This is a genomic window from Novosphingobium sp. PY1, from assembly GCF_017312445.1.
Taxonomy (GTDB): Bacteria; Pseudomonadota; Alphaproteobacteria; order Sphingomonadales; family Sphingomonadaceae; genus Novosphingobium.
On the sequence record NZ_BLTI01000013.1, the window covers coordinates 146,242 to 169,271 of the forward strand.

At 64.4% G+C, this 23,030-nt stretch carries 27 protein-coding genes and 1 pseudogene; 19 read left to right on the forward strand and 9 right to left on the reverse strand.

All coding sequences use genetic code 11. The annotated features are described in order from the left end of the window. Positions 1-22: 22 nt before the first annotated feature. A complete protein-coding gene (locus J3474_RS18720; protein ID WP_007015006.1) occupies positions 23-235 on the reverse strand; it encodes a hypothetical protein in 213 nt (70 codons plus the stop codon). A gap of 126 nt (positions 236-361) precedes the next feature. Here J3474_RS18720 and J3474_RS18725 point away from each other — a divergent pair, with 126 nt between their 5' ends. Continuing rightward, the gene (locus tag J3474_RS18725; protein WP_207095300.1) at positions 362-2,221 is read left to right on the forward strand and encodes a DUF885 family protein; all 1,860 of its coding nucleotides are present in this window, start codon (positions 362-364) and stop codon (positions 2,219-2,221) included. Positions 2,222-2,387: 166 nt separating this feature from the next. On the opposite strand, the gene J3474_RS18730 is transcribed toward J3474_RS18725, so the two are convergent. Together J3474_RS18730 and J3474_RS18735 are read right to left on the reverse strand one after the other, a co-directional pair. Then, complete coding sequence (locus J3474_RS18730) at positions 2,388-2,741, reverse strand: hypothetical protein (protein WP_207095197.1); 354 nt, start codon at positions 2,739-2,741, stop codon at positions 2,388-2,390. Positions 2,742-2,889: 148 nt separating this feature from the next. Next, positions 2,890-4,491, reverse strand: coding sequence for a phosphoenolpyruvate carboxykinase (locus J3474_RS18735; RefSeq protein ID WP_207095198.1), 1,602 nt, complete (start codon positions 4,489-4,491; stop codon positions 2,890-2,892). A gap of 242 nt (positions 4,492-4,733) precedes the next feature. Between J3474_RS18735 and J3474_RS18740 the strand changes: the two genes are divergently transcribed. From J3474_RS18740 to J3474_RS18775, 8 genes are all read left to right on the forward strand, one after another. Then, positions 4,734-5,507, forward strand: a complete 774-nt coding sequence (locus tag J3474_RS18740) for a response regulator transcription factor (RefSeq protein ID WP_013833845.1) — start codon at positions 4,734-4,736, stop codon at positions 5,505-5,507. Next, on the forward strand, positions 5,500-7,077 hold the full coding sequence (locus J3474_RS18745) for a stimulus-sensing domain-containing protein (RefSeq protein ID WP_207095199.1): 1,578 nt from the start codon (positions 5,500-5,502) through the stop codon (positions 7,075-7,077). Before J3474_RS18740 ends, J3474_RS18745 begins: the two co-directional genes overlap by 8 nt. Continuing rightward, positions 7,077-7,511: an HPr kinase/phosphorylase gene (locus tag J3474_RS18750; RefSeq protein ID WP_242528497.1), complete on the forward strand. Its 435-nt coding sequence runs from the start codon at positions 7,077-7,079 to the stop codon at positions 7,509-7,511. Before J3474_RS18745 ends, J3474_RS18750 begins: the two co-directional genes overlap by 1 nt. Positions 7,512-7,581: 70 nt before the next feature. After that, positions 7,582-8,520, forward strand: coding sequence for an RNase adapter RapZ (gene rapZ, locus J3474_RS18755; RefSeq protein WP_207095201.1), 939 nt, complete (start codon positions 7,582-7,584; stop codon positions 8,518-8,520). 48 nt (positions 8,521-8,568) lie between these two features. Continuing rightward, the gene (locus J3474_RS18760; RefSeq protein WP_007014998.1) at positions 8,569-8,973 is read left to right on the forward strand and encodes a PTS sugar transporter subunit IIA; all 405 of its coding nucleotides are present in this window, start codon (positions 8,569-8,571) and stop codon (positions 8,971-8,973) included. Then, positions 8,970-9,248 carry an HPr family phosphocarrier protein gene (locus tag J3474_RS18765; RefSeq protein ID WP_007014997.1) on the forward strand — a complete coding sequence of 93 codons (279 nt, stop codon included), beginning with the start codon at positions 8,970-8,972 and terminating at the stop codon, positions 9,246-9,248. Before J3474_RS18760 ends, J3474_RS18765 begins: the two co-directional genes overlap by 4 nt. Positions 9,249-9,253: 5 nt before the next feature. Then, the gene (locus tag J3474_RS18770; RefSeq protein WP_207095202.1) at positions 9,254-10,063 is read left to right on the forward strand and encodes an RNA methyltransferase; all 810 of its coding nucleotides are present in this window, start codon (positions 9,254-9,256) and stop codon (positions 10,061-10,063) included. A 48-nt stretch (positions 10,064-10,111) separates the two neighbouring features. Continuing rightward, positions 10,112-10,522 carry an META domain-containing protein gene (locus J3474_RS18775; RefSeq protein ID WP_207095203.1) on the forward strand — a complete coding sequence of 137 codons (411 nt, stop codon included), beginning with the start codon at positions 10,112-10,114 and terminating at the stop codon, positions 10,520-10,522. 3 nt (positions 10,523-10,525) lie between these two features. Here the strand turns inward: J3474_RS18775 and rmuC are convergent, their stop codons facing one another. From rmuC to recR, 3 genes are all read right to left on the reverse strand, one after another. After that, positions 10,526-12,073, reverse strand: coding sequence for a DNA recombination protein RmuC (gene rmuC / locus J3474_RS18780; protein ID WP_207095204.1), 1,548 nt, complete (start codon positions 12,071-12,073; stop codon positions 10,526-10,528). A 111-nt stretch (positions 12,074-12,184) separates the two neighbouring features. Continuing rightward, a complete protein-coding gene (def, locus tag J3474_RS18785) occupies positions 12,185-12,754 on the reverse strand; it encodes a peptide deformylase (RefSeq protein WP_007014993.1) in 570 nt (189 codons plus the stop codon). A gap of 74 nt (positions 12,755-12,828) precedes the next feature. Further along, complete coding sequence (recR, locus tag J3474_RS18790) at positions 12,829-13,425, reverse strand: recombination mediator RecR (protein WP_207095205.1); 597 nt, start codon at positions 13,423-13,425, stop codon at positions 12,829-12,831. 114 nt (positions 13,426-13,539) lie between these two features. Between recR and fmt the strand changes: the two genes are divergently transcribed. The 3 genes and pseudogenes from fmt to J3474_RS18805 all read left to right on the forward strand — a co-directional run bounded on the left by fmt (position 13,540) and on the right by J3474_RS18805 (position 16,313). Then, positions 13,540-14,448 (forward strand): methionyl-tRNA formyltransferase, encoded by a 909-nt coding sequence (gene fmt / locus J3474_RS18795; RefSeq protein ID WP_207095206.1) that lies wholly within the window; start codon positions 13,540-13,542, stop codon positions 14,446-14,448. A 4-nt stretch (positions 14,449-14,452) separates the two neighbouring features. Further along, on the forward strand, positions 14,453-15,199 hold the full coding sequence (truA, locus tag J3474_RS18800) for a tRNA pseudouridine(38-40) synthase TruA (RefSeq protein WP_207095207.1): 747 nt from the start codon (positions 14,453-14,455) through the stop codon (positions 15,197-15,199). Position 15,200: 1 nt separating this feature from the next. Continuing rightward, a pseudogene (locus tag J3474_RS18805) lies at positions 15,201-16,313 on the forward strand (zinc-binding dehydrogenase). A gap of 25 nt (positions 16,314-16,338) precedes the next feature. On the opposite strand, the gene cobS reads toward J3474_RS18805, so the two are convergent. After that, positions 16,339-17,331, reverse strand: coding sequence for a cobaltochelatase subunit CobS (cobS, locus tag J3474_RS18810; protein ID WP_007014988.1), 993 nt, complete (start codon positions 17,329-17,331; stop codon positions 16,339-16,341). Positions 17,332-17,442: 111 nt separating this feature from the next. After that, the gene (locus tag J3474_RS18815; RefSeq protein ID WP_013833856.1) at positions 17,443-18,162 is read right to left on the reverse strand and encodes a helix-turn-helix domain-containing protein; all 720 of its coding nucleotides are present in this window, start codon (positions 18,160-18,162) and stop codon (positions 17,443-17,445) included. Between the two features lie 114 nt (positions 18,163-18,276). Here J3474_RS18815 and J3474_RS18820 point away from each other — a divergent pair, with 114 nt between their 5' ends. From J3474_RS18820 to J3474_RS18850, 7 genes are all read left to right on the forward strand, one after another. Continuing rightward, a complete protein-coding gene (locus tag J3474_RS18820; protein ID WP_207095208.1) occupies positions 18,277-18,957 on the forward strand; it encodes a glutathione S-transferase family protein in 681 nt (226 codons plus the stop codon). A 1-nt stretch (position 18,958) separates the two neighbouring features. Next, positions 18,959-19,318: a DUF1428 domain-containing protein gene (locus tag J3474_RS18825; protein ID WP_207095209.1), complete on the forward strand. Its 360-nt coding sequence runs from the start codon at positions 18,959-18,961 to the stop codon at positions 19,316-19,318. Positions 19,319-19,320: 2 nt separating this feature from the next. Next, positions 19,321-20,121 (forward strand): VOC family protein, encoded by an 801-nt coding sequence (locus J3474_RS18830; protein WP_207095210.1) that lies wholly within the window; start codon positions 19,321-19,323, stop codon positions 20,119-20,121. 76 nt (positions 20,122-20,197) lie between these two features. Further along, on the forward strand, positions 20,198-20,824 hold the full coding sequence (locus tag J3474_RS18835) for a glutathione S-transferase family protein (RefSeq protein ID WP_007014983.1): 627 nt from the start codon (positions 20,198-20,200) through the stop codon (positions 20,822-20,824). 70 nt (positions 20,825-20,894) lie between these two features. Further along, complete coding sequence (locus J3474_RS18840; protein ID WP_207095211.1) at positions 20,895-21,281, forward strand: VOC family protein; 387 nt, start codon at positions 20,895-20,897, stop codon at positions 21,279-21,281. After that, on the forward strand, positions 21,278-21,931 hold the full coding sequence (locus J3474_RS18845) for a glutathione S-transferase family protein (protein WP_207095212.1): 654 nt from the start codon (positions 21,278-21,280) through the stop codon (positions 21,929-21,931). The genes J3474_RS18840 and J3474_RS18845 overlap by 4 nt, the downstream gene beginning before the upstream one ends. Before the next feature lie 33 nt (positions 21,932-21,964). Beyond that, on the forward strand, positions 21,965-22,423 hold the full coding sequence (locus J3474_RS18850) for an SRPBCC family protein (protein ID WP_207095213.1): 459 nt from the start codon (positions 21,965-21,967) through the stop codon (positions 22,421-22,423). Positions 22,424-22,435: 12 nt separating this feature from the next. Here the strand turns inward: J3474_RS18850 and J3474_RS18855 are convergent, their stop codons facing one another. Then, positions 22,436-23,026, reverse strand: coding sequence for a J domain-containing protein (locus J3474_RS18855; protein WP_207095214.1), 591 nt, complete (start codon positions 23,024-23,026; stop codon positions 22,436-22,438). Positions 23,027-23,030 lie beyond the last annotated feature (4 nt).

Consider the following 23,030-nt stretch of genomic DNA (forward strand, 5'->3'; position numbering starts at 1 on the left):
GTGAATTTGCAAAGGCGTCGGATCACTCCGGCGCCTTTTGCTTGTCCGCTTGCGTGACGAGCGACTGGCCTTCCGAATTGGGCAAGGTCCAGATGACGACATTGGCCGCCATGACAACGGCAAGGACCAGCATCAGCACCGCCTGCTTGCGATAGCCGCCGCGGCGAAACAGGGCGACGGCGCCCAGGACGAGGGCGATGGCGGTCAGCACGAGAAGGGAAATCGCGATATCCATGCCACGCCCTCTAGCGCAGAGGGCATAGCGGCGCGAGCGCGTTTGACTTGTCAGATGACCCCGGCCAACTTCCCGGCCATGACAAACATCCCCCCTGTTTTCAGCCACCCCCACGATTCCAACCCGATGTCGCGCCGCTCGGCGCTGCACTTGCTCGCCGCAGGGACGGCCACGCTGGCCCTTCCCGGCTGTGCCCGCTCGATAGCCTCGACGCCGCCTCCCCCTGCCGCTGCAAAATCCGCAAGCCAGCCCGGAACTGCGCAGGCCCCGGCACTGCTCGACAAGATTGCCTGGCGCCTCCTCGAACATGCGCCGGAAGCCGCAACCAGCCTGGGCGTCGATGAAGGCGAACATGCTGCGCTGCGCTATCGCCTTGAAGACCGCTCCCCGGCGGGCAAGGCCAGGCTCGCCCAGACCCTTCGCGAAGACCTAGCCCGCGTCAAAGAAGTCGACACCGCCGATCTGGATCCCTCCACCCAGACCAGCCTTGCCGTCGTCAGAAGCGCCTACGGAACCGCACTCGACGGCCTCGCGCTGCCCTATGGTGACGTCGCCGTCGGCGGTTGGCGCAATACGCCATATGTCGTGATCCAGAACGTGGGCGCCTATCTCGACACGCCGCGCTTCCTCGATGCCGACCACACGATCAGGACCCAGACCGATGCGGAAGCCTACGTTGCGCGGCTGGGCCAGATGGACGAGCAACTCGACGGCGAACTCGACCGGATGAAGAGCGCGGCGGCGCAAGGACTGGTCCCGCCCGATTTCCTGCTCGATCGCGCCATCGCGCAGATGACCGGCACGATCGCCGACGCGCGCGACAACGGCGGCGGCCTGGTGCATTCGCTGGTCAACCGCGCCACCTCGATCCCGGGCAACTGGGAAGCGCGCGCAAGGGAAATCGTCGCGAAGCAAACCCTTCCCGCACTCGAACGCCAGCTGGCCGAACTCAAGCGACAGCGCACCATGGCCAAGGGCGACCCCGGCATGCGCGAGCGACCGGGCGGCGAAGCGTTCTATGCATGGGCACTGCGCGCCAGCACCACCACGCACGTACCGCCCGCCGAAGTGCATGAACGCGGGCTTGAGGAACTGGCTGCGTTGCATGCGCGCATGGACCCGATCCTCAAGTCCCTCGGATACGGCGATGGTTCGGTCGGCGCGCGCATGGCGGCGCTGGGCAAGGACAAGCGCTTCATGTTCCCCGACGGCGACCCCGGCCGCGCCGAGATCCTTGCCTTCATCCGCAAGCGGATCGACTGGATCCGTGCACAAATGCCGCGCGCCTTTCGCGAGGTCGTTCCGGGCAATGTCGAAGTCCGCCGCCTGCCGCTCGCCGAGGAACCGGGCGCGCCGACCGCATACGGCGGCGCGGGTTCGATCGACGGGTCGGTCCCCGGCAAGATGTGGATCAACTTGCGCACCACCGATCTTCACCGCAAATACGACCTGCCCACGCTCGTCCACCACGAAGCGATCCCGGGCCATGTCTGGCAGGGCGAATACGCCAACCGCCTGCCGTTGATCCGCTCGATCCTCGCGTTCAATGCCTATTCGGAAGGCTGGGCGCTCTATGGCGAGCAACTGGCCGACGAACTGGGCGCCTATGACGACGATCCGGTCGGCCGCCTCGGCTACCTGCAGTCCATCGCCTTTCGCGCGTGCCGCATGGTCGTGGATACGGGATTGCACACCAAGGGCTGGACGCGAGAGCAGGCCGTGCAATTCTTCATGGAGAAGAACGGCAACAAGCGCGAGGAAGTGGTCAATGAAGTCGACCGCTACTGCTCATGGCCGGGTCAGGCATGCGGGTACAAGATGGGCCACAGCGAGATCAACCGGCAGCGCGAACGCGCCGTCGCCGCGCTGGGGGATGCCTATGATCTGCGCGATTTCGACCAGGCCGTCGTCGATGGCGGCAATGTCCCGCTCGACGTGCTCGCGGACAATATCGACCATTACATGGCGAAGGCGAAACCGGCCTGAGTTCGACTTCCAGACGCGCGCTTTGTCCCTCGGGGGGAGCTGCGCGCCTGCGGATGGGAGCGGGATCCCGGCCTGCGCGGGGACGAAGAGAATGTTGGCACGGTCGGGCAGTCAATGGCCGCCCCACGCCAAACCGTCATCCCCGCTCGGGGTCCCGCTTTTGCCTCTACTTCTTGCCGAAAAAGCCCTTGGCCATGTCGGTCAGGTCGTCGATGGCGCTACCGTCACCGTCCCTGTCGAAGATGGCGGAAAACTTCGACGGGTCCTTGGCCACTTCACCCGCAAACTGGCTGAGCGATCCCTCGCCGCCAATCGCGGTGATGATCTTCATGATCGTTTCGAGATCGAGGCCGGTCTTGTCGGCGGCCAACCGCGCCGTGTCACCCGGTTCCTGATGCGCCATGCCAAGGGCGGCGATCGCCTTCTCGGCCATTGCCGGGTCGATGCCCAACTGGCCTGCGAGGTTGGCAACGTCGGTGTGCTCGCTCACCTGGCCGAGAATACCGTCGAAAAGTCCCATGTGCCGATCTCCAGATTATTGAGCCGGGCAGGATGCCCCATCTCGGTGACGGTACAAGGACCTTTCGACAAAATGCCTTGCCTCCAACGAGAAAGGCCCCGGAACCGAAGTCCCGGAGCCTCTGTCACGTCAGTCCGTCAAGCGCCGGTCAGGCAGCGACGGGTGCTGCCTTGCGGACGCCTTCATCGACGTGGGCTTCGAACTGTTCGAAGTTGTCGATGAACTGCTTGACCAGGATCTGCGCGGTCTTGTCGTACTCGGCTGCATCGGCCCAGGCACCGCGCGGATCGAGCAGCTTGCTGTCGACGCCGGGCACAGCGACCGGAACCTCGAAGCCGAAGTTGGGATCTTCCTTGAACTCGGCATTGTTGAGGCTGCCGTCGAGTGCGGCGTTGAGCAGGGCGCGGGTCGCCTTGATAGGCATGCGCTTGATGCCTTCCATGGTGGCCTTGCCGCCCGACCAGCCGGTGTTCACCAGCCAGCACTTCACCCCGCCCTTGGCGATGCGCTCCTTGAGGAGGTTGCCGTAGACGGTGGGATGGCGCGGCATGAACGGCGCGCCGAAGCAGGTCGAGAAGGTCGCTTCCGGTTCGGTCACGCCGATTTCGGTACCGGCAACGCGCGCGGTATAGCCCGAGAGGAAGTGATACATGGCCTGGTCAGGCGTGAGACGCGCAATCGGCGGCAGCACGCCATAGGCGTCGGCGGTCAGGAAGATGATGTTCTTCGGAACCGGGCCGAGGTTGTGCTCGGAACAGTTCGGGATAAAGTCGATCGGGTAGGAACCGCGGCTGTTCTCGGCCAGCGAGTTGTCGTCGAGGTCGATCTGGCGGGTTTCCGGATCGATGACGACGTTTTCAAGCACGGTGCCGAAACGCTTGGTCGTTGCGAAGATTTCCGGCTCGGCTTCGGCCGAGAGGCGGATCATCTTGGCATAGCAACCGCCTTCGAAGTTGAAGACGGCCGTATCGGACCAGCCATGTTCGTCGTCACCGATCAGGGTACGCGATGCATCGGCCGAAAGCGTGGTCTTGCCGGTACCCGACAGGCCGAAGAACACGGCGGTGTCGCCATCGGGACCGATGTTGGCCGAACAGTGCATCGGCATGACGCCCTTGGTCGGCAGCAGGTAGTTGAGAATGCCGAAGACCGACTTCTTCATCTCGCCCGCATAGGCAGTGCCGCCGATCAGGATCAGCTTCTCGGTGAAGTTGACCGCGATCACGGTTTCACTGCGGCTGCCGTGACGCTCTGGGTCGGCGCGGAAGCTGGGCAGGTCGATGATCGTGTATTCCGGCTCGAAACCGTTCAGCTCTTCTGCGGTGGGACGGACCAGCAGGGTGCGGATGAACAGGTTGTGCCAGGCGAACTCGTTGATGACGCGGACATTGACGCGATTCTCGGGCTGTGAGCCGCCGAACAGGTCGGCCACATAGAGCTTGTCCTTCCCGGCAACGGCCTTGAGGAAATCTTCCTTGAGGGCGGCGAAATGCGCAGGCGTCATCGGGACGTTGGTCTTGCCCCACCAGACGGTGTTCTCCGTCTCGGCGTCCTTGACGATGAACTTGTCCTTGGCGGAACGGCCGGTGTGCTTGCCGGTTGCGACGACGAAAGGACCGTCTGCAGAAAGCATCCCCTCCCCGTTACCAACTGCATGCTCAACCAGCGGCGCCGTGCCCAGGTTTGCGAAGATCTCGGCCTCCGTCTCGATGCCTTGGCGAGCGAGCGGGTAGCTAAGGGAAGCGGTCAATGTTTTCTCCTCCTGATTGACGCGTCTGCCAGCAGCGATTTGGTCGACGCATCGACAATTCCTGAAAGGAATCGACCGGCGCATAATCGACGCCCCCTTGTCCGTCAAATCTGCGTCAATTGGAACCGCCATGCGGCGGATTACCTCGATATGCGAGCATTTCCGCTGGGCGATTGTCATGCACGCCCCGACCCGCTAACCAGCCCTTTGAAATTCGCAGCAAGGGCAAGATCAGCGCATCCATGGTCGATGCTTCGCCACCCAACGGCGCCGAGAGCGACAGCCAGACGCAGCCGCAGGTCGAGCAGCAGAAGTCAATCGCGCTCGTCGACGACGATCGTAACATCCTGACAACGCTCTCTATCAGCCTGCAGGCCGAAGGATTTGCAACGCGGGTCTATACCGACGGGGAGACGGCGCTGAAGGCCTTGCTGGACAATCCCCCCGATCTCGCCATCTTCGACATCAAGATGCCGCGCATGGACGGTCTGCACCTGCTCCAGGCCCTGCGCGAACAATCGAGCCTACCCGTAATATTCCTTACCTCGAAAGACGAGGAACCCGACGAGGCCCTCGGCCTCGCCCTCGGCGCGGACGATTACATCACCAAGCCGTTCAGCCAGCGCCTGCTGGTTGCCCGGATTCGCGCGATTCTGCGCCGCAGCGAACTGGTGCGCGCAACGCCCGAGGAAGCAGTGCCGGAGAACCTGCCCGAGCCCGTCGTACGCGGCCGCCTGCGCCTCGACCCGGCGCGCCACCTCGTCGACTGGGACGACAAGCCGGTCTCGCTCACCGTCACCGAATTTCTGATCCTGGAAGCCATGGCCCTGCGCCCCGGCGTGGTGAAAAGCCGCAACCAGCTCATGGATGCGGCCTACAGCGACGACGTCTACGTCGACGACCGCACGATCGACAGCCACATCAAGCGCCTGCGCCGCAAGTTCCGCGCAGTCGATCCCGAATTCGCCGCCATCGATACACTCTACGGCGCCGGCTATTCGTTCTCCGATGGCTGAACCGGCGGCCAAGCGCCGCAAACCCTCTCTGGCCGCGCGCCTCGGGCTGTCCTGGCGCGTTTCGCTGACGGCGCGCATCCTAGCGGTGAACATCATCGCCCTCGCCCTGCTGGCGGGCAGCCTGTTCTACATCGACAGCTATCGCCGCGAACTGCTGGCAGAGCGCTACAGGCTCGCCAAGGCGGAAGCCGAGATCACCGCCAATGCACTTGCCGGAGAGACTCCCGAAAAGCAGCGCAAGCTGATCCGGCGGATCGGTACCAGCCAGTCGCTGCGCCTGCGTCTCTATGGCGCCGACGGGGTGCTGCAGATCGACAGCTTCGAACTTGCCCCGCCCTCCTATCGCCTGATTGATCCCGCCAGAGAACCGTGGTTGCAGGATGCCGCCCGCGCGCTCGACCGCGGCATGGACTTCATGCTCGGGGCCCCGCCGATCCCGGACTATCGCGACCCGGCAGACGGCAGCGCCGGGGCATGGCCCGAAATCGCCGCGGCACTGGCAGATGGGCGGACCGAGATCGGCCACAAGGCCGCCCCGGACCAGACCCCCGTCATCATCGCCGCAACGCCCGTGGGCAGGACCGGTATGGCCCTGTTGATCACTCGCAATGCCCGCGACATCACCGAGAACGTACGCATGGCGCGCCAGACCCTGGCGATCATCGTCGGCGCCGCACTGGCCGTCTCGATCCTGCTCTCCCTGTTCCTGGCCCGCACCATCGTCGAGCCCCTGCGCAAGCTCGTTCGCGCCGCGGTGCGCGTGCGCCTGGGCCGCGACCGCAGCGTCGTGGTCCCGCGCCTGCCCGACCGCCGTGACGAGATCGGCCTGCTCGCGCGCGCCATTTCCGACATGAGCCTGGCCTTGCGCCAGCGCATCGACGCGGTCGAGAGCTTCGCCGCCGACGTCGCGCATGAGCTGAAGAACCCGCTGACATCGCTGCGCAGCGCGCTGGAAAGCATCGACCGCGTCGAGAAGCCCGACTTGCGCAACCAGTTGCTGGGCATCGCCAAGGACGACGTGCGCCGGATCGATTTCCTTGTGACAGAGATCGCCGATGCCAGTCGCATCGACGCCGAACTGAGCCGCACTGTCTTCGAACCCGTCGACATGGGCCAGATGGTCCGCGGCCTCGTTGCCGAGCGCGACCAGCGCGGCGTCAACGGCACCTGCACTATCGTCATCGGCCGCGAAGGGACTGCTCCGCTCACCGTCGCCGGCGATCCGCCGCGCCTCGAGCGCGTACTGCAGAACCTGCTCGACAATGCCGTGTCCTTCTCTCCCGAACACGGCACCATCGAAGTCACCCTTTGCGCGAAGGAGAACCGCGTAAAGATCAGCGTGTGCGATCATGGCCCCGGCATTCCCGCGGACGCGCGCGAACGCATCTTCGAACGGTTCCATTCACTGCGCCCTTCCGGCGAAGAGTTCGGCAAACACAGCGGCCTGGGCCTTGCGATCGCGCGGACAATCGTGGAGGCGCATTTCGGCCGTATCGCGGCCAATGACCGGCCCGACGGCGGCCGTGGCGCCTGCATCGAGATTTCCCTCCCGGCATGGCAGGCCCGATGATGGCGACCGGCGAAGAGATTACCCGGCAAGCGACCTGTATCGAGATCGACGGACGCGGCGTGCTGATCGAGGGAGCGCCGGGCAGCGGCAAGACCAGCCTCGCGCTGGAACTGATCGACCGCGGCGCCCGGCTGGTAGGCGATGACGGGGTACTCCTTCGGGCCGAAGGCTCACGCCTGATCGCCAGCCCGCATCCCCGCACCCGGGGCCTCATCGAAGTGCGCAACCTCGGCATCCTGAAGGTTCCCTGCACAGAGGGGGTAGCCCTTGCGCTCGCCTTGACCCTGGACGCCAAGGCTCCGCGTTTTGTTGAAGAAGCCGGTGCGCTGGAAATCGCCGGGATCGCCTTGCCGCACTTGCAGATCTGGCCGGAAGGAGGTCCCCTGGCGATCAAGGCCGAACTCGCGCTCAGGCATTTCGGCCTGCATTTCTGACAGCGCGCATTCAACAGGATCGCTGCGCGCCCCCTTTCATTTCGCGATCATCGGGCGCAAACAGCCGCAGATGACAGTCGAGTCCGGTACAGAAGCTCCCGAAGTCGCAAAACAGCGCGTTCTCCTTGTCACCGGCATGCTGGGTGCCGGCAAGACGACGGCGCTGCGCGTACTGGAAGACCTGGGCTGGGAGATCATCGACAATTTTCCGATCCGCCTGCTCAAGGGCCTGATCGAGACTTCCCCCGGCGATGGACCGGGCGCACCGCTCGCCATCGGTTTCGACAGCCGCACCCGCGGCTTCGATCCGCAGCGGATCATTCGCCAGGTCCAGGCGCTGGGCAAGAGCGGCACTATCGAGCTGACCACGCTGTTCCTCGATTGCTCGGGCCGGGAACTGGAACGACGCTACAACGAAACGCGGCGGCGCCATCCGCTGGCTTCGGACGCCCCGGTTTCAACCGGCATCCGCGCCGAGCGAGAACTGCTCACCCCGCTGCGCCGCTGGGCCGATATCCTGCTCGACACGACCGATTTCACCTCGAACGACCTGCAGCGCACGATTCGCGAACAGTTCGCCTCGAGCGCGCCGAACGAACTGACGGTGACTGTTTCCAGCTTCGGATTTTCACGCGGAATGCCGCCCGTCGCCGACCTCGTCTTCGACATGCGCTTCCTCAACAATCCGCACTGGGATGCCGACCTACGCCCGATGACCGGTCAGGATCAGCCGGTCGGCGAATACATCCGCAAGGACCCCGCCTTCGAGGAAGCATTTACCCGGATCCGCGATCTGGTGCTCTTGCTGCTGCCCCGCTACGCGGCGCAGGGGAAGGCGTACGCCCACATAGCCTTTGGGTGTACCGGAGGGAGACACCGTTCGGTGTTCGTTGCCGAACAGTTGGCTGCGGCCTTGCGTCAGAATGGATTTTCGCCCACATTGCTGCACCGCAACTTGGGCTCGCGAGCAGCCGATCTTCTGGAAGGAGGTCTGCGGCGTGAAGAATAACTGGAAAACCCAAGGGCGAATGCAGGTATTTCGGAGCGCTCTTCCCGCATGATCGGTATGATTCTGGTCACTCACGGCAATCTCGCCGAGGAGTTTGTTCACGCCATGGAACACGTCGTCGGCGATCAGCCGGCGGTGGAGACCATCTGTATCGGCCCCAATGACGACATGGAAAAGCGCCGTGGAGAGATCGCCGATGCCATCAAGGCCGTCGACAGCGGCGAAGGCGTCATCATCCTGACCGACCTGTTCGGCGGCACGCCGTCGAACCTCGCCATTTCGCTGATGCAGGCCGGCAAGGTCGAAGTGATCGCCGGCATCAACCTGCCCATGCTCATTCGCCTGGCCAAGGCGCGCGCCTGCATGCCGGTGCGCGATGCCGTGGCCGCTGCGCGCGATGCCGGACGCAATTACATAACGATAGCTTCGGAATACCTGGGACAGGATGCATGATCGATTGCCGTGAGTCGGTGCTCATCGTCAACAAGCGTGGGCTCCACGCACGCGCCAGCGCCAAGTTTGTGAACCACGTCGCCGACCTGCCCGGTTCGGTCACCGTCACCGTGATCAAGGACGGCTCGGAAGCTTCGGGCGGATCGATCCTCGGCCTGATGATGCTCGGGGCCGCCAAGGGCGACACCATCGAAATTGCCTGTTCCGGTGAAGGTGCCGAAGGCGCGCTCTCGACGCTCGCCTCGCTCGTCAGGGACGGCTTCGGCGAGGATTGAAACCAGTGGCCACGCGCCGCACGATTACCGGATTTTCCAACCCGCTGGTCAAGTTCCTGCGCTCCCTGCGCGAGAAGAAGCACCGCAAGCGGGAGAAACGCTTCCTTGCCGAAGGACTGCGCCTGCTGACCGATGCGCGCGAATGCGGGATCGTGCCCGAAATGCTGGTCATGGCGACCGGCCGCGATCCGCACCCGCTGCTCGACGCTCTTGAAGACGCCGTGGCCGCAGCGGGCGGCGAGATCGTCGAGATGGACGTCGACATCCTTGCCAAGGTGACCGGCAAGGACAATCCGCAGGCCGTCGCCGGGGTCTTCGCCGAATTCGACACGCGCATCGCCAATGTCGACAGGCGCGCCGCACCGATCTGGCTGGTGGCGCAGGCGCTGCGCGATCCGGGCAATCTCGGCACGATGCTGCGCACCGGCGATGCCGTCGGCGCAGGCGGGCTGATCCTGATCGACGACTGCGCCGACCCGTTCTCGGTCGAGGCCGTGCGCGCCAGCATGGGGGCGATCTTCACCCAGAAGCTCGCCATCGCGCGCTGGGACGAATTCATCGCGTGGCTGCGTCAGGATGAAGGACAGCTCGTCGCCGCATCGCTGCGCGATCCGACCGATTATCGCGAGGCCCCTTACGCCGCCCCGTGCTTCCTCATGGTCGGCAACGAGTCGCAAGGATTGCCCCGGGAATATGAGGAAGCCTGCGACCTGCGGGTCACGATTCCGATGCGTGGACGGGCCGACAGCCTCAATGCCGCAGTTGCCGGTGCGGTCCTTGCCTACGAGGCGCTTGCGCATCTGGACAGGTCCTGAGAACAGGTTCATCAAGGCATCATCAAAGGCCGTTAAGGTGCTGCGACGATGCTTTTTCGTTCCGCACTCATTCTGGCCTTGTCTCTCGGCGCCGCGTCCTGCGGCACCGGTCCCAAGGCCGACGTCCAGCTCAAGGGGAGCGCCTGGCGCTTTGCCCTGATCGACGGGAAACGGCCTTCAACCGACACGGCCAGCATCATTTTCCTGGGCAGCAAGATCCGCGTCCAGATCGGCTGCAATCTGATGGAAGGCAAGTGGAGCATGCAGGACGACCGACTGGTCGCCGCAGCGCTCAGCCAGTCCGAAATACCCTGCAGCAAACCGGTCTGGGGGCAGGAAAAGGCCGTCACCGCCCTCCTCGTCGCCACCCCGCGCCTTGCCGTGGACGAGAACCGGATGATCATCCAGTCGAGCGGCCATACCGCGGAACTGGTCCGCGACTTGCAGGCTGCGAAGTAGCGCCTATTCGGCGGCGGCCGGGAGCGACGGCGTCTCCGGATCCTCCTCAAGCGAATCGACGCCGTAGCGCGGCATGGATTCCACCTGCGGTACGTCCTCGATTTCCCGCTTGCCGATCTCGATGTGCTTGTCGCGCAGGCGCTTGCCCGAGGACAGCACGTTGCGCTCGAAGCTGCCGACGAACTTGTTGTAGTTGTTGACCGCGCTTTCCAGCCCCGCACCCACACGCTTCATGTGTTCGGCGGCAACGGCAAGGCGATCGTAGAGCTCGCCGCCCATGCGCCCGATCTCTCGCGCCTCGCGGGCCAGACCGTCCTGACGCCAGACCTGCGCGACGGTGCGGGCGATGGCGACGAGGTTGGTCGGCGTTGCCAGCAGCACGCGGTTGCGGAAGGCGAAGTCCCACAGCTCCGGATCGTATTCGAGCGCGGCGGCCACGAAATGTTCGCCCGGCACGAACATCACGACATAGTCGGGCGCGTCCTCGAACTGGCTCTGGTAGCTTTTCGCGCCGAGCGTCTGGACGTGATTGCGCATCGAAGCGACGTGCTGGCGCAGCGCCCCTTCGCGCGCGATGTCGTCCTGCGCCTCGAACGCCTCCTGATAGGCATTGAGCGAAACCTTCGCGTCGATCACCAGCTTCTTGTGGCCGGGAATGTTGACGATGGCATCGGGCCGCAGGCGCCCGTCCTCGGTTTCGATGGAGTGCTCGGTGATGAAATCGGTGTGTTCGGACAGGCCGCACTGTTCCAGCACGTTGCGCAGCTGTTGCTCGCCCCAGCGCCCGCGCGCCTTGGGGGCATTGCGCAGTGAATTGCCGAGCCTTGCGGCTTCCTCGCGCACTTTCTCCTGCCCTTCGCGCATCGACTGGATCAGGCCGGTGAGCTGGCCGAACGAATCGACTCGCTTGGCCTCGAGCACCTGGACCTGTTCCTCGTAGCTCCTGAGGCGCGCCCCAACCGGTTCGAGCAGCGAGCGGATACGTTCGGCATTGGCCTTCTCGCTTTCCTCGAAGCGGGCGCCGGCGCGGCGCAGGAAGGCCTCCTGCGCACCTTCGAGGACCTTGGCCCCGGCATTCTCGAATTCCTTGCGCAAGGCTTCCTGCGCCTGGAGCAAAAGACGCTTCTGCTCGTCGAAATTGGCAGTCTTTTCGCGCAGGGTCGCCAGTTCAGAGGCCAGTTCGCGCTGTTCCCGTCGCAGGCCGTCGACAAGCGCGGCATTGTCCGAGCGGACCTTGTCGAGCGTCGCCGTCGCTTCACTGCGCACACGCTCGAGCGCGGCTCCTGCCTCGGCACGCAACTGCTCGATGCGCTGGGCATTTTCGCTGCGCGTCCGCTCAAGCGCTTCGCCCAATGCATCGGCGCGGCTGGCGCGCTCTTCAGCGCTCGCCAGATCGCGAATCGCGGCACGGAACTTCTCGTCCAGCTCGCGCGCCTCACGGTCACGCGTCTCGAACTGGCCGCGCCACTGCGCGCCCGTCCGCGAACCGAAGAACCAACCCAACCCCAGACCGATGACGAGGGCGACGATAGCGAAAATAATCCCTTCCATTCCGTCAGGTTATCCGGAACGTTTCAGGAACGCCAGACCCTGCATCGAACTATCGACAGGAATGATGGGAAGGTGCGGGAGCGGCCCTGTGCCCGGACCGCTCCGCAGCAATCAGGCTGCCTTGCGCAGCTTGTCGAGCTTCTTGAGGACCATCTGGCGCTTCAGGCGCGAGAGGTGATCGATGAACAGGATGCCTTCGAGGTGGTCCATCTCGTGCTGGAGGCACGTGGCCATGAGGTCGTCCATGTCTTCTTCATGGACATTGCCCTCAAGGTCCTGCCAGCGCGCGCGTATGCGGGCCGGACGCTCCACTTCGGCGTAGATCTCGGGAACCGAGAGACAGCCTTCCTGATAGACCGAGTGCTCCTCGGAAGGTTCGAGGATTTCGGGATTGATGAAGATCCGCGGCTCGCGCTTGGTCGGCTGATGCGTGTGGGCATGGCCGCCGTGGGCGGTGCAGACTTCCGGCTCGGCATCGGGATCTTCGGGCTGGAGATCGATGACCAGCACGCGCAGCGGCACGCCGACCTGAATGGCGGCAAGGCCGATGCCGGGGGCATCGTACATCGTCTCGAACATGTCATCGACAAGCGTCTTGAGCTCGTCGTCGAACTTTTCGACGGGCGCGGAGACCTGCTTCAGGCGCGGGTCGGGAACTTCCAGGATTTCGCGAATAGCCATGTATCGCAAATAAGGGCGAAGCGCGATTTTCGCAATATTGACGATGCGCGCAGAATTGCGTTCTTCGCGATTTCTCAGCCGACCGGCCTGCGCGCCCGGATCGCCTGGGCGAGCGTACCCTCGTCGAGATAGTCCAGTTCACCGCCCACCGGGAGCCCGTGGGCCAGCTGGGTAATGCGCACCGGATAGGCCTCCAGCCGCTCGGCGATGTAGTGCGCGGTCGTCTGGCCTTCCAGCGTGGCATTCATCGCCAGCACCACTTCGTCGACCTGCCCTTGCGCGACTCGCACCAGCAGGCGGTCAATCGTCAGGTCTTCCGGGCGGACCCCGTCGAGCGCGGAGAGCCGCCCGCCCAGCACGTGATACTTGCCGGTGAACAGGCGCGCACGGTCGAGCGCCCACAAGTCGGCAACTTCCTCGACAACGCAGATCGAACGGGCATCGCGGCGCGGATCGGCGCAGATCCCGCAAGGGTTGGCGGTATCGATATTGCCGCAGGTATCGCATTCGACGAGCGTATCGCGCACGGCAGAAAGCGCCTCTAGCAGCTGGACCAGCGACGTCTCGCGCCGCTTGATCAGCCAGAGAACCGCGCGCCGCGCCGAACGCGGCCCCAGCCCGGGCAGCCGCGACAAGGCGGCAGTAAGCGTCTCGATCTCTTGCGATGCCATGACCAATTCCCTAACCGCTCGGGCAGAGCTTGTCGAAGCATGACCATGTCTTATGCGCAATCGCGCCCTTCGACTCTTCGACAGGTTCCGGCCTCAGGCGAGCGGAGAATCGAATTGCGCATCATCTTCATGGGAACGCCCCAGTTCGCAGTGCCGGCGCTCGTCGCGCTGGTGGAGGCGGGGCATGAAGTCGTGGCCGTCTATACCCAGCCGCCGCGTCCCGGCGGCCGTCGCGGCAAGGAACTGACCCCCTCCCCGGTCCACAAGGAAGCCGAAGTGCGCGGCATCGAAGTGCGCCATCCGGTTTCGCTGAAAGGCGCGGAAGAGCAAGCCGCGTTCGCGGCACTGGAGGCCGACGTCGCCATCGTCGCGGCTTACGGTTTGCTCCTGCCGCAGGCGATCCTCGATGCCCCGCGCAAGGGCTGCCTCAACATCCACGCCTCGATCCTGCCGCGCTGGCGCGGCGCCGCGCCGATCCAGCGGGCCATCCTTGCCGGCGATCCGACGACGGGCGTGACGATCATGCAGATGGAAGCCGGGCTGGATACCGGGCCGATGCTGGCGACCCTGCGCACCACCATCGACGCCAAGACCGCCGGCGAACTGGCCGACGAACTGGCCGACAAGGGCGCGCAGCTCATGGTCGGCACCTTGCGCGAGCTGGACAATCACCGCCCGGTCACCCAGCCCGAAGACGGCGTGACTTACGCCAGGAAGATCGAAAAGGCAGAGGCCCGCCTCGATTTCACCGCCGATGCAGATCAGGTGGAACGGCAGGTGCGCGCCTTCCAGACAGCCCCCGGCGCCTTTTTCGAGCTGGAGGGCGAGCGCTACAAGGTTCTCGCCGCACAGGTCGTCGAAGGATCGGGCAATCCCGGCGCCGTGCTCGACGATGCCTTGACGATCGCCTGCGCTTCGGGCGCGATCCGGGTCACGCGCATCCAGCGCGCCGGCAAGCCCGCGATGGATACCGCCGACCTGCTGCGCGGCCGCCCGGTCCCGGCCGGAACCGTGATCGCCTGACCCGATGACGCGCTACGCCCTCACCCTCGAATTCGACGGCAGCCCGTTCATGGGCCTGCAGCGTCAGGCTCACGGTCCCTCGGTGCAGCAGAGCGTCGAGGACGCCGTCCATGCGATCACCGGCGAAACCGCGATCATGCACGCGGCCGGACGCACCGATGCGGGCGTCCACGCCCTGGCGATGCGGGCCCATGTCGAGATCGAAAAGCCGTTCACACCGTTTCGGCTGATGGAAGCGATCAACGCAAAGCTGCGCCCCGACCCCATCGCCGTGATCGCCTGCGAGGAAGTGCCCGACGACTGGCACGCCCGCTTTTCGTGCATCGGGCGCGCCTATATCTATCGCATCGTCAACCGCCGCGCGCCGCTCACGCTCGAGCGCGGCAAGGCCTGGCAAGTTGCCAAGCCGCTCGACGCACAGGCGATGCATCGCGCCGCACAGTTCCTTGTCGGACGTCATGACTTCACCACCTTCCGCTCGGCCCATTGCCAGGCGCAAAGCCCGCTCAAGACACTCGACCGCCTCGACGTACGGCGCGAAGACGAGCATGTCCTGATCGAGGCCGAGGCGCGCAGTTTCCTGCACCACCAGGTGCGCTCCATGGTCGGCTGCCTTGCCATGGTCGGCATGGGCCGCTGGCGCGAGGAGCAGGTGCGCGAAGCACTGGAAGCGCGCGACCGCCAGGCGCTCGGATTGAATGCCCCCCCAGACGGCCTTTATTTCGTAAGGGCCGTATATTCTGGAGAATGACATGAGCCATACCGGCACGGAACTCACAACGCGGCTCGACGCCAACGGAACCTTGACCGTGCAATTGCGCGAACGGACCTGGGAAGCGCCAAAGGGTCGCCAGGTTCTGGTCCGCATGGAAGCATCGCCGATCAACCCTTCGGACCTCGCCCTCCTTTTCGCAGCGGCCGACCTTGAAAACGCGACCTACTCTCCCGGCAAGCTCGTCGCGCAGATGCCCGAGGCCTACACCAGGGTTGCAAGCGCGCGCCATGGCCTTGACCTGCCAGCAGGGAGCGAAGGCGCAGGCACTGTCGTCGCTGCCGGTGACGAGCCGGCAGCGCAGGCACTGATGGGCAAACGCGTCGCCTGCGTTCCGGGCACGGCCTATGCCACCTATGCCTATTGCGATGCCGCGATGGCGATTGCCCTTGACGATGCCACGAGCGCCGAGCAGGCGGCCTCCAGCTTCGTCAATCCGATGACCGCGCTGGGCTTCGTGGAGACGATGAAGGCCGAAGGCTTCACCGCCCTGATCCACGCCGCCGCCGCGTCGAACCTGGGCCAGATGCTGGTACGCATCTGCTAGGAGGACGGGATCGACCTCATCAACATCGTGCGCAGCGATGAACAGGTGAAGCTGCTGCAGGACCTTGGCGCCAAGTACATAGTCAACTCGTCAGAGCCCGATTTCATGTCCAGGCTCGTTGCCGCGGTCTCCGAAACCGGTGCACGCCTCGGCTTCGATCCCATCGGCGGCGGCACCATGGCCAGCGCCATGCTCAATGCGATGGAAGTGGACGCGGCCAGGAACATCGAATTCAACCGCTACGGTTCGTCCGAGTTCAAGAAAGTCTACATCTATGGAAAGCTGGATACCGGGCCGACCACGATCGCCGGAAACATCGGCTTTGCCTGGGAGCTTGCCGGATGGCTGCTGCCCAATTTCCTCGCCAAAGTCGGACCGCAGGTAGCCGGGCGCATGCGCGCTCGCGTCATGCAGGGCCTGGACACCACTTTCGCCAGCCGCTTCAGCGACCGCATCGGTCTTGGCGACATGCTCACGCGCGAAGCGGTGTGCCGTTACGCGGCGCGGCGAACCGGACAGAAATTCCTGATCCTGCCCAACGGGTGATCGGGCAGGCCGGGCGTGGGCAGGGTCAGACCTTGCCCACGACGCTTTCGGGAAGGTCGGTGCCGAAGACGCGCTGGTAGTACTCGGCCACCATCACGCGTTCGGTCTCGTCGCACTTGTTGAGGAAGGTGAGACGGAAGGCGAAGCCGACGTCCTTGAAGATCTCGGCGTTCTGGGCCCAGGTGATCACTGAACGCGGGCTCATCACGGTCGAGATATCGCCGTTCATGAAGCCCTGGCGCGAGAAGTCGGCAACCTTCACCATGTCGGTGATGGTCTTCACGTCCATGCTCGGGACCTTCTTGTGGACGATGTCCACTTCGATGTCCTCAGGCAGGTAGTTAAGGCCCACGACCATGTTCCAGCGGTCCATCTGGCCCTGGTTGATCTGCTGCGTGCCGTGATAAAGGCCCGAGGTATCGCCAAGGCCCACGGTGTTTGCCGTGGCGAAGAGGCGGAAATTGCGGTCCGGGCGGATCACGCGGTTCTGGTCGAGAAGCGTCAGCTTGCCCTCGGTCTCGAGGATGCGCTGGATCACGAACATGACGTCCGGGCGTCCTGCGTCATACTCGTCGAAGACCAGCGCGACCGGGTGCTGCAGAGCCCAGGGCAACAGGCCCTCGCGGAACTCGGTGACCTGCAACCCGTCGCGCAGGACGATGGCATCGCGGCCGATCAGGTCGATGCGGCTGATGTGCGCGTCGAGGTTGATGCGGATGCACGGCCAGTTGAGGCGCGCTGCGACCTGCTCGATATGGGTCGACTTGCCGGTGCCGTGGTAGCCTTGCACCATGACGCGCCGGTTGTAGGCAAAGCCTGCAAGGATCGCCAGCGTGGTATCCGGATCGAAGACGTAAGTCTCGTCGAGATCGGGCACGCGCTCATCCGCCTTGGAGAAGGCAGGCACCTTCATGTCGATGTCGATGCCGAACGTCTCGCGGACGTCAATCTCGATATCGGGAGCGGCAAGCAGCGTGGAATCGCGGCGGTCGGTCTTGATGTTCGCGGAGTCAGTCATTGCGTGACCTCGCCTAAAGGACCGGGCGCTGCACCGCAATAAGCTTTACGGGGTTGAAGCGGTGGACCTGTGACTTGCGGGAGGCAAGCTGGCCCTTCCTCCCCCCGCGCCTCAGCCTTCGCACTTGGGCGGCAAGGCGAACAGGTCGATGAAACGCTGCGCCAAGGCCGGATCGCCTTCGATCTTCAGCTTGCCCCCGGCTTCGGCAGGGCTTTGCTTGCCGTAGAAAACGGGCAGGAAATCGGTCGCATCCGGCGCCGTGAAGCGCAGATCGGGCGAAGTCATCCCCTCCCCGATGGGGTGAATCGCCAGGTCACCCTCACGCAGACGCCCTGCAAAGTGCTGCTCGCCCACGTTGAACGCGATCCACAGCTCCAACCCGCTCGCCCGGGCCGGAACGATCATCGTGCGCAAGGAAAGCATCAGCGCAACGGGCGTCAACGGAAGCGTGTGGTCGTGCAAGGGCGAGCGCACCGCCCAGCGGCCAAGTTCCTGCAACACCGGCTCGAGCGCCCTGCCCCAGTCGGTCAGGCCATAGACTTGCGCGGAAACCGGCGGCTTGCGGAACGATCGGGCGACAATCCCGTTCGCCTGCAGCGTCTCCAGCCGCTCGGTCAGCACCTTGGCGCTTAGGTTGGGGAGCGCCTGGCGCAGTTCGCTGAAGCGGCGGGCGCCCAGCATCATTTCACGCACGATCAGCAAGGACCAGCGCTCGCCGATCAGCTCCATGGCGAAGGCCGCGCCGCAGGCATCGGCGTACCACCGGCCGTGCGGTCCCTCGTCACTACTCACCGCAACTTTCGACCCTTTGGTATCTTTTTGTAACTTCATAGTTGCTTTTTGTAACCCTCAAGCACACCCTTGCGCAAGCTCGATTCGCCATAAAGCGCATCGCAAGCCAACACGGACTGCCCCCGCCGTTCGTCGACATACAGGAGAGTACGGATGCCGATTCGCCCCGATGCCGAAATCGAGATCACTGCCTTCGACTGGGTCCCTTCCTTCGCTCGCGGTTTCGTGCGCGACTTGCGCCCGCGCTGGGCCTGCGAGGAACTCGGCCTGCCCTATCGCGAGCGGCTGATCAGCGCAATGAAACGGCCCGAATGGTACTACGACGACCAGCCTTGGGGCCAGGTGCCGTTCCTGCGCGACGGTGAAGTGTGCCAGTTCGAAAGCGGAGCGATCCTGATCCACCTGGCCGAGAAAGGCGGCGGTCTTCTCCCGCAAAGCGGGCAAGCCCGCGCGTCGACGCTTTCATGGCTGTTCGCTGCGTTCAACAGCATCGAGCCGATGGTCTTCGAACTCAACAATGTGGAGACTTTCTCCGCCAAGTCCGACTGGGCGCCCCTGCGCCGCCCCTCACTGCTGGAAACCGTGGCCAGGCGGCTCGACCGGCTCGAAGCGCGGGCGCCGCAGGACGGGTGGATCGCCGGCGAATTTTCCATCGCCGATATCGCGATGGTCACGGCCCTGCGCGAACTGGCCGGACGCGGACAGCTCGATGACCGCTCCGGCCTCGCCGCCTATGTCGAACGGGCCACTGCACGTCCGGCGTTCCAGACTGCATTAAAAGCACAACTGGACGTTTTCGATGCCCATGCCCCGGTCGAACCCGCAGGAGCCTGACATGACTTATGTCGAAGGATTCGTGATCGCGGTGCCCATCGTGAACAAGGCCAGCTTCATCGCCCATGCCGAGGAATTCGACGCGCTGTTCGTCGAAAAGGGCGCCAGCCGCGTCGTCGAATGCTGGGCTGAAGACGTTCCGCACGGAAAGCAGACCGATTTCTATCGCAGCGTCGCGGCACGGGACGACGAGGCGGTCGTCTTCAGCTGGATCGAGTGGCCCGACAAGGCCACCCGCGACAAGGGCATGGACGCGGTCATGACCGATCCGCGCATGGACATGAACAACAATCCCGTCCCCTTCGACGGGGCACGGATGATCTTCGGCGGCTTTACGCCCGTCGTCGACATGGGAGCCTGACCATGACCAATCCTACAGGAAGCTTCATCTGGTACGAACTGATGACGACCGATCCCGATGCGGCGGCGCGCTTCTACGGCAGCGTCGTGGGCTGGACGGTTGCGGCAGGTACGCCTGACCAGACCGGCGGCATGGATTACCGCATGTTCGGGCGTTCCGACGGCGGCAATGCAGGCGGAATGCTCAAATTGACGGACGAGATGGTTGCCGGCGGCGCACGGCCCACATGGCTGCCCTATCTTTATACGCCCGATGTCGACCGCGAAGTGGCCGAGATCGAAGCGGAAGGCGGCAAGGTGATGATGCCCGCAAGCGACCTGCCCGTAGGCCGCATTGCGATGGTCACCGATCCTCAGGGCGTCCCGATCTACCTCATGGCCCCGATCCCGCCTGCGGATAAGCCCGATGCCGCCAGCGACGTCTTCTCCGTGTCCGAAAACCAGCACGTGCGCTGGAACGAACTGGCCAGTCCCGACCAGGCCGCATCGATGGACTTCTACGCCCGTCATTTCGGATACGCATTCAACGAAAAGATGGCGATGGGCGAGATGGGCGACTACTGCTTCATCGATCATCACGGCGTCACCCTGGGCGCAATCATGCCGCAGATGAACCCGCAGCAGCCAACCTTGTGGCTGTTCTATTTCGGGGTGCCCTCATTGCTCGCCGCAAAGCAGCGGATCGAAGATGCCGGAGGGCAGATCATCATGGGGCCGCACGAAGTTCCCGGCGGCGAATGGATCGTGGTCGGTCTCGATCCTCATGGCGCCCCGTTCGGTCTGGTCGGCCCCAAGGGCGAATAAGCGAATAGGCATTGACGCGCGGCACATGTTCTACGCATGTTCCCCTAAAGCCTTGGCGTCTTGAGGAGACCGGACAGTGGCCGATTATACCTTCTTCACCAACCCGATGTCGCGCGGACAGATCGCCCGCTGGGCCCTGCACGAAGCGGGTGCGGACTATGACCAGGTCCTCGTTGACTGGAAGGACAAGCCGGCCGCATTTCTTGCCGCCAACCCGATGGGCAAGGTGCCGACCCTGATCCATCATGCCGAGGATGGCGACAGGGTCGTAACCGAGGCTGCAGCGATCTGCCTCTACCTCGCCGAAATGCATCCCGAGGCGGGCCTGCTGCCCAACGATTCGGAGATGGCCGACTACTATCGCTGGACTTTCTTCGCCTCGGGGCCGGTCGAGCAGGCGATCACTTCGCGCAGTCTCCGCTTCGAACCGACGCCGGAGCAGGAGGCGATGGCCGGTTGGGGCAACTTCGATCGCACGATGGACGCACTCGAAGCGCATCTCGACAACGTGCGCTGGGTCTGCGGGGACCGCTTCACTATGGCCGACGTCTATGTCGGCAGTTCGGTCGACTGGGGCCTCAATTTCGGCGTGATGCCGCCCCGCCGGGCTTTCGTCGGCTATGCCGAGCGGGTCCAGTCGCGCCGGGCCTACAAGGCAGCCAAGGCGGTCGACAATGCCCTGATAGCGGAGATGAGGAAATGACAGCGAAGAACCGCACCGGCCTTGCGCGCGAAGGCAAGGCTTATGAGGGCGCGCAAAGCGGAGCGGAAGCGTGAGCGTCGAGCTGAACCACACGATCGTATGGTCTTCGGACAAGAATCATTCGGCGAGGTTTGTCGCGGATATTCTCGGCCTGCCTGAGCCGGGCAGTTTCGGACGCTTTCGCGTCCTTGAACTCGCCAACGGAGCATCATTGGACTTTGCCGACAGAGAGGGCCCAATCGCGCGGCAACACTATGCCTTCCTGGTCAGCGATGAAGAGTTCGACACCATCTTCGCCCGCATCAAGGAAAAGGGCATCCGCTTCTGGGCCGATCCCGGCCAGGAACAACCCGGGCAGATCAATCACAGGTTCGGCGGCCGGGGCGTCTATTTCGAAGGGCCTGACGGCCACAACCTCGAAGCCCTGACTGCTCCTTACTCAGAGGCCGAAGCATGAGTCTCGCGCTCTACGGTCACCCCTTTTCGTCCTATACCTGGAAGGCGATGATCGCGCTTCACGCCGCGCAGATCGCTTTCGACTTTCGCATCGTCGACCCAGACCATCCCGAAAATGGAGAAGTCGTCCAGACGACGGGGCCGCTCGGCAAGTTTCCGGTCCTCGTCGACGGCAAGACCCGCATTTTCGAAGCGACATCGATCGTCGAGCACGTCGCGTTGCATCACGCGCCCGATGCAGGCCTGCTTCCCTTCGATGCATCCGAAGCCGCGCGGGTGCGGATGATGGACCGGGTCTTCGACAATTACGTCATGGCCCCGATGCAGGCCGTGGTCGACGAATACCTGCGCGCGCCCGAGAATCCCGACATGGCGCGCGCGGCCGAACAGCGCGGACGGCTGGACCGCACGTACGGCTGGCTGGAAGCCTGGCTCGGATCCTACGAATTGCCCGAAAGCGTGACGCTGATCGAATGCGCGGCGGCGCCTTCGCTGTTCTACGCCGACTGGGTGCATCCCATCGCCGATGGCATGTCGCGGCTCAAACGCTGGCGCGCTCACCTGCTCGCCCTGCCCCCGGTCGCCAAATGTGTCGATGCCGCCCGGCCTTATCGCGCCTTTTTCCCGCTCGGCGCGCCCGACCGGGACTGAATCGAAACCGGACTTCCAAAAGGAGAGAGATCGATGTCCGAGGCATCCAATGAGCTGTCGGTAACCCGTTTCATTGCCGCGCCGCCTGCCAAGGTCTGGGAGGTCATGGCCGAGCGGCAGGAGGAATGGTGGTGCCCCAGGCCATGGCGCGTCGAGGTGGACCAGCAGGAACGCCGCCCGGGCGGCGCCTGCCGGATGACCATGTACGGCCCCAATGGCGAAGTCGCCCCGCAGGTCGGCATCTACCTCGCCTATGACGAGGGCGAGCGCTTCGTGACTACCGATGCCGTCGTCGGGGACTTTCAGCCATCAGGCCCTTTCATGATCGGAATCTGGGAAATCGCGCCCGAAGCAGACGGCACGCGCTATACCGCCAGGGCCCGCCACTGGAGCGAGGAAACCCGCCGCAACCATGAGGAAATGGGCTTCATCGAGGGCTGGAATGCCTGCGCCGCCCAGCTTGCCGAGATCTGCGAAGCCGAAGCGGGCTGAGCGCAATTGCGCTTAGGCGAAAGCGGCCGCCCGGCGCAGCAACTGGTAGGCCTCGACCACCACCTGCAGGCGCGCCTCGTGGCCGCGGTCACCGCCGTTATGGTCGGGATGATACTTGCGCAGCAGGCTCGTGTAGCGCTGGCGCAGCCCCCTGCGGTCGATGTCCGCGTGCAGCCCGAGGACGTCGAGCGCGCGCCGCTCGTCCGGCGTGAAGCGATGATTATGGGGGCCCATCCCGGCCTGACTGCGCCGCACATGCGCGCGGGCCCTGCCGCTGATCGCCTCCAGCGGATCGGCAAAGTCGGCCCAGCGCGGCACGCCGTCCACCCCGGCGTCGGGCCGAAAGGCGCGGGTATGCGTTTCCCATCCGTGTAGCGGCGACTGGGCGCGCAGGATCTCTTCGGCCTCCATGCCCTCGAAATAGTCGTAGCCCGCATTGAACTGCCGCACGTGCTCCAGGCAGAACCAGCGGTAGTCTCCCGGGCCGTCAAATCCCGAGGGACGAGCCCCCGGCGCCCGGAATTCGCCCGCATGCTCGCACCCGGGCCAGCTGCATTCGCGGCCCGCGGTTTCGTGTCTTCCATGAAATCTGCTGTACTTCACCCGC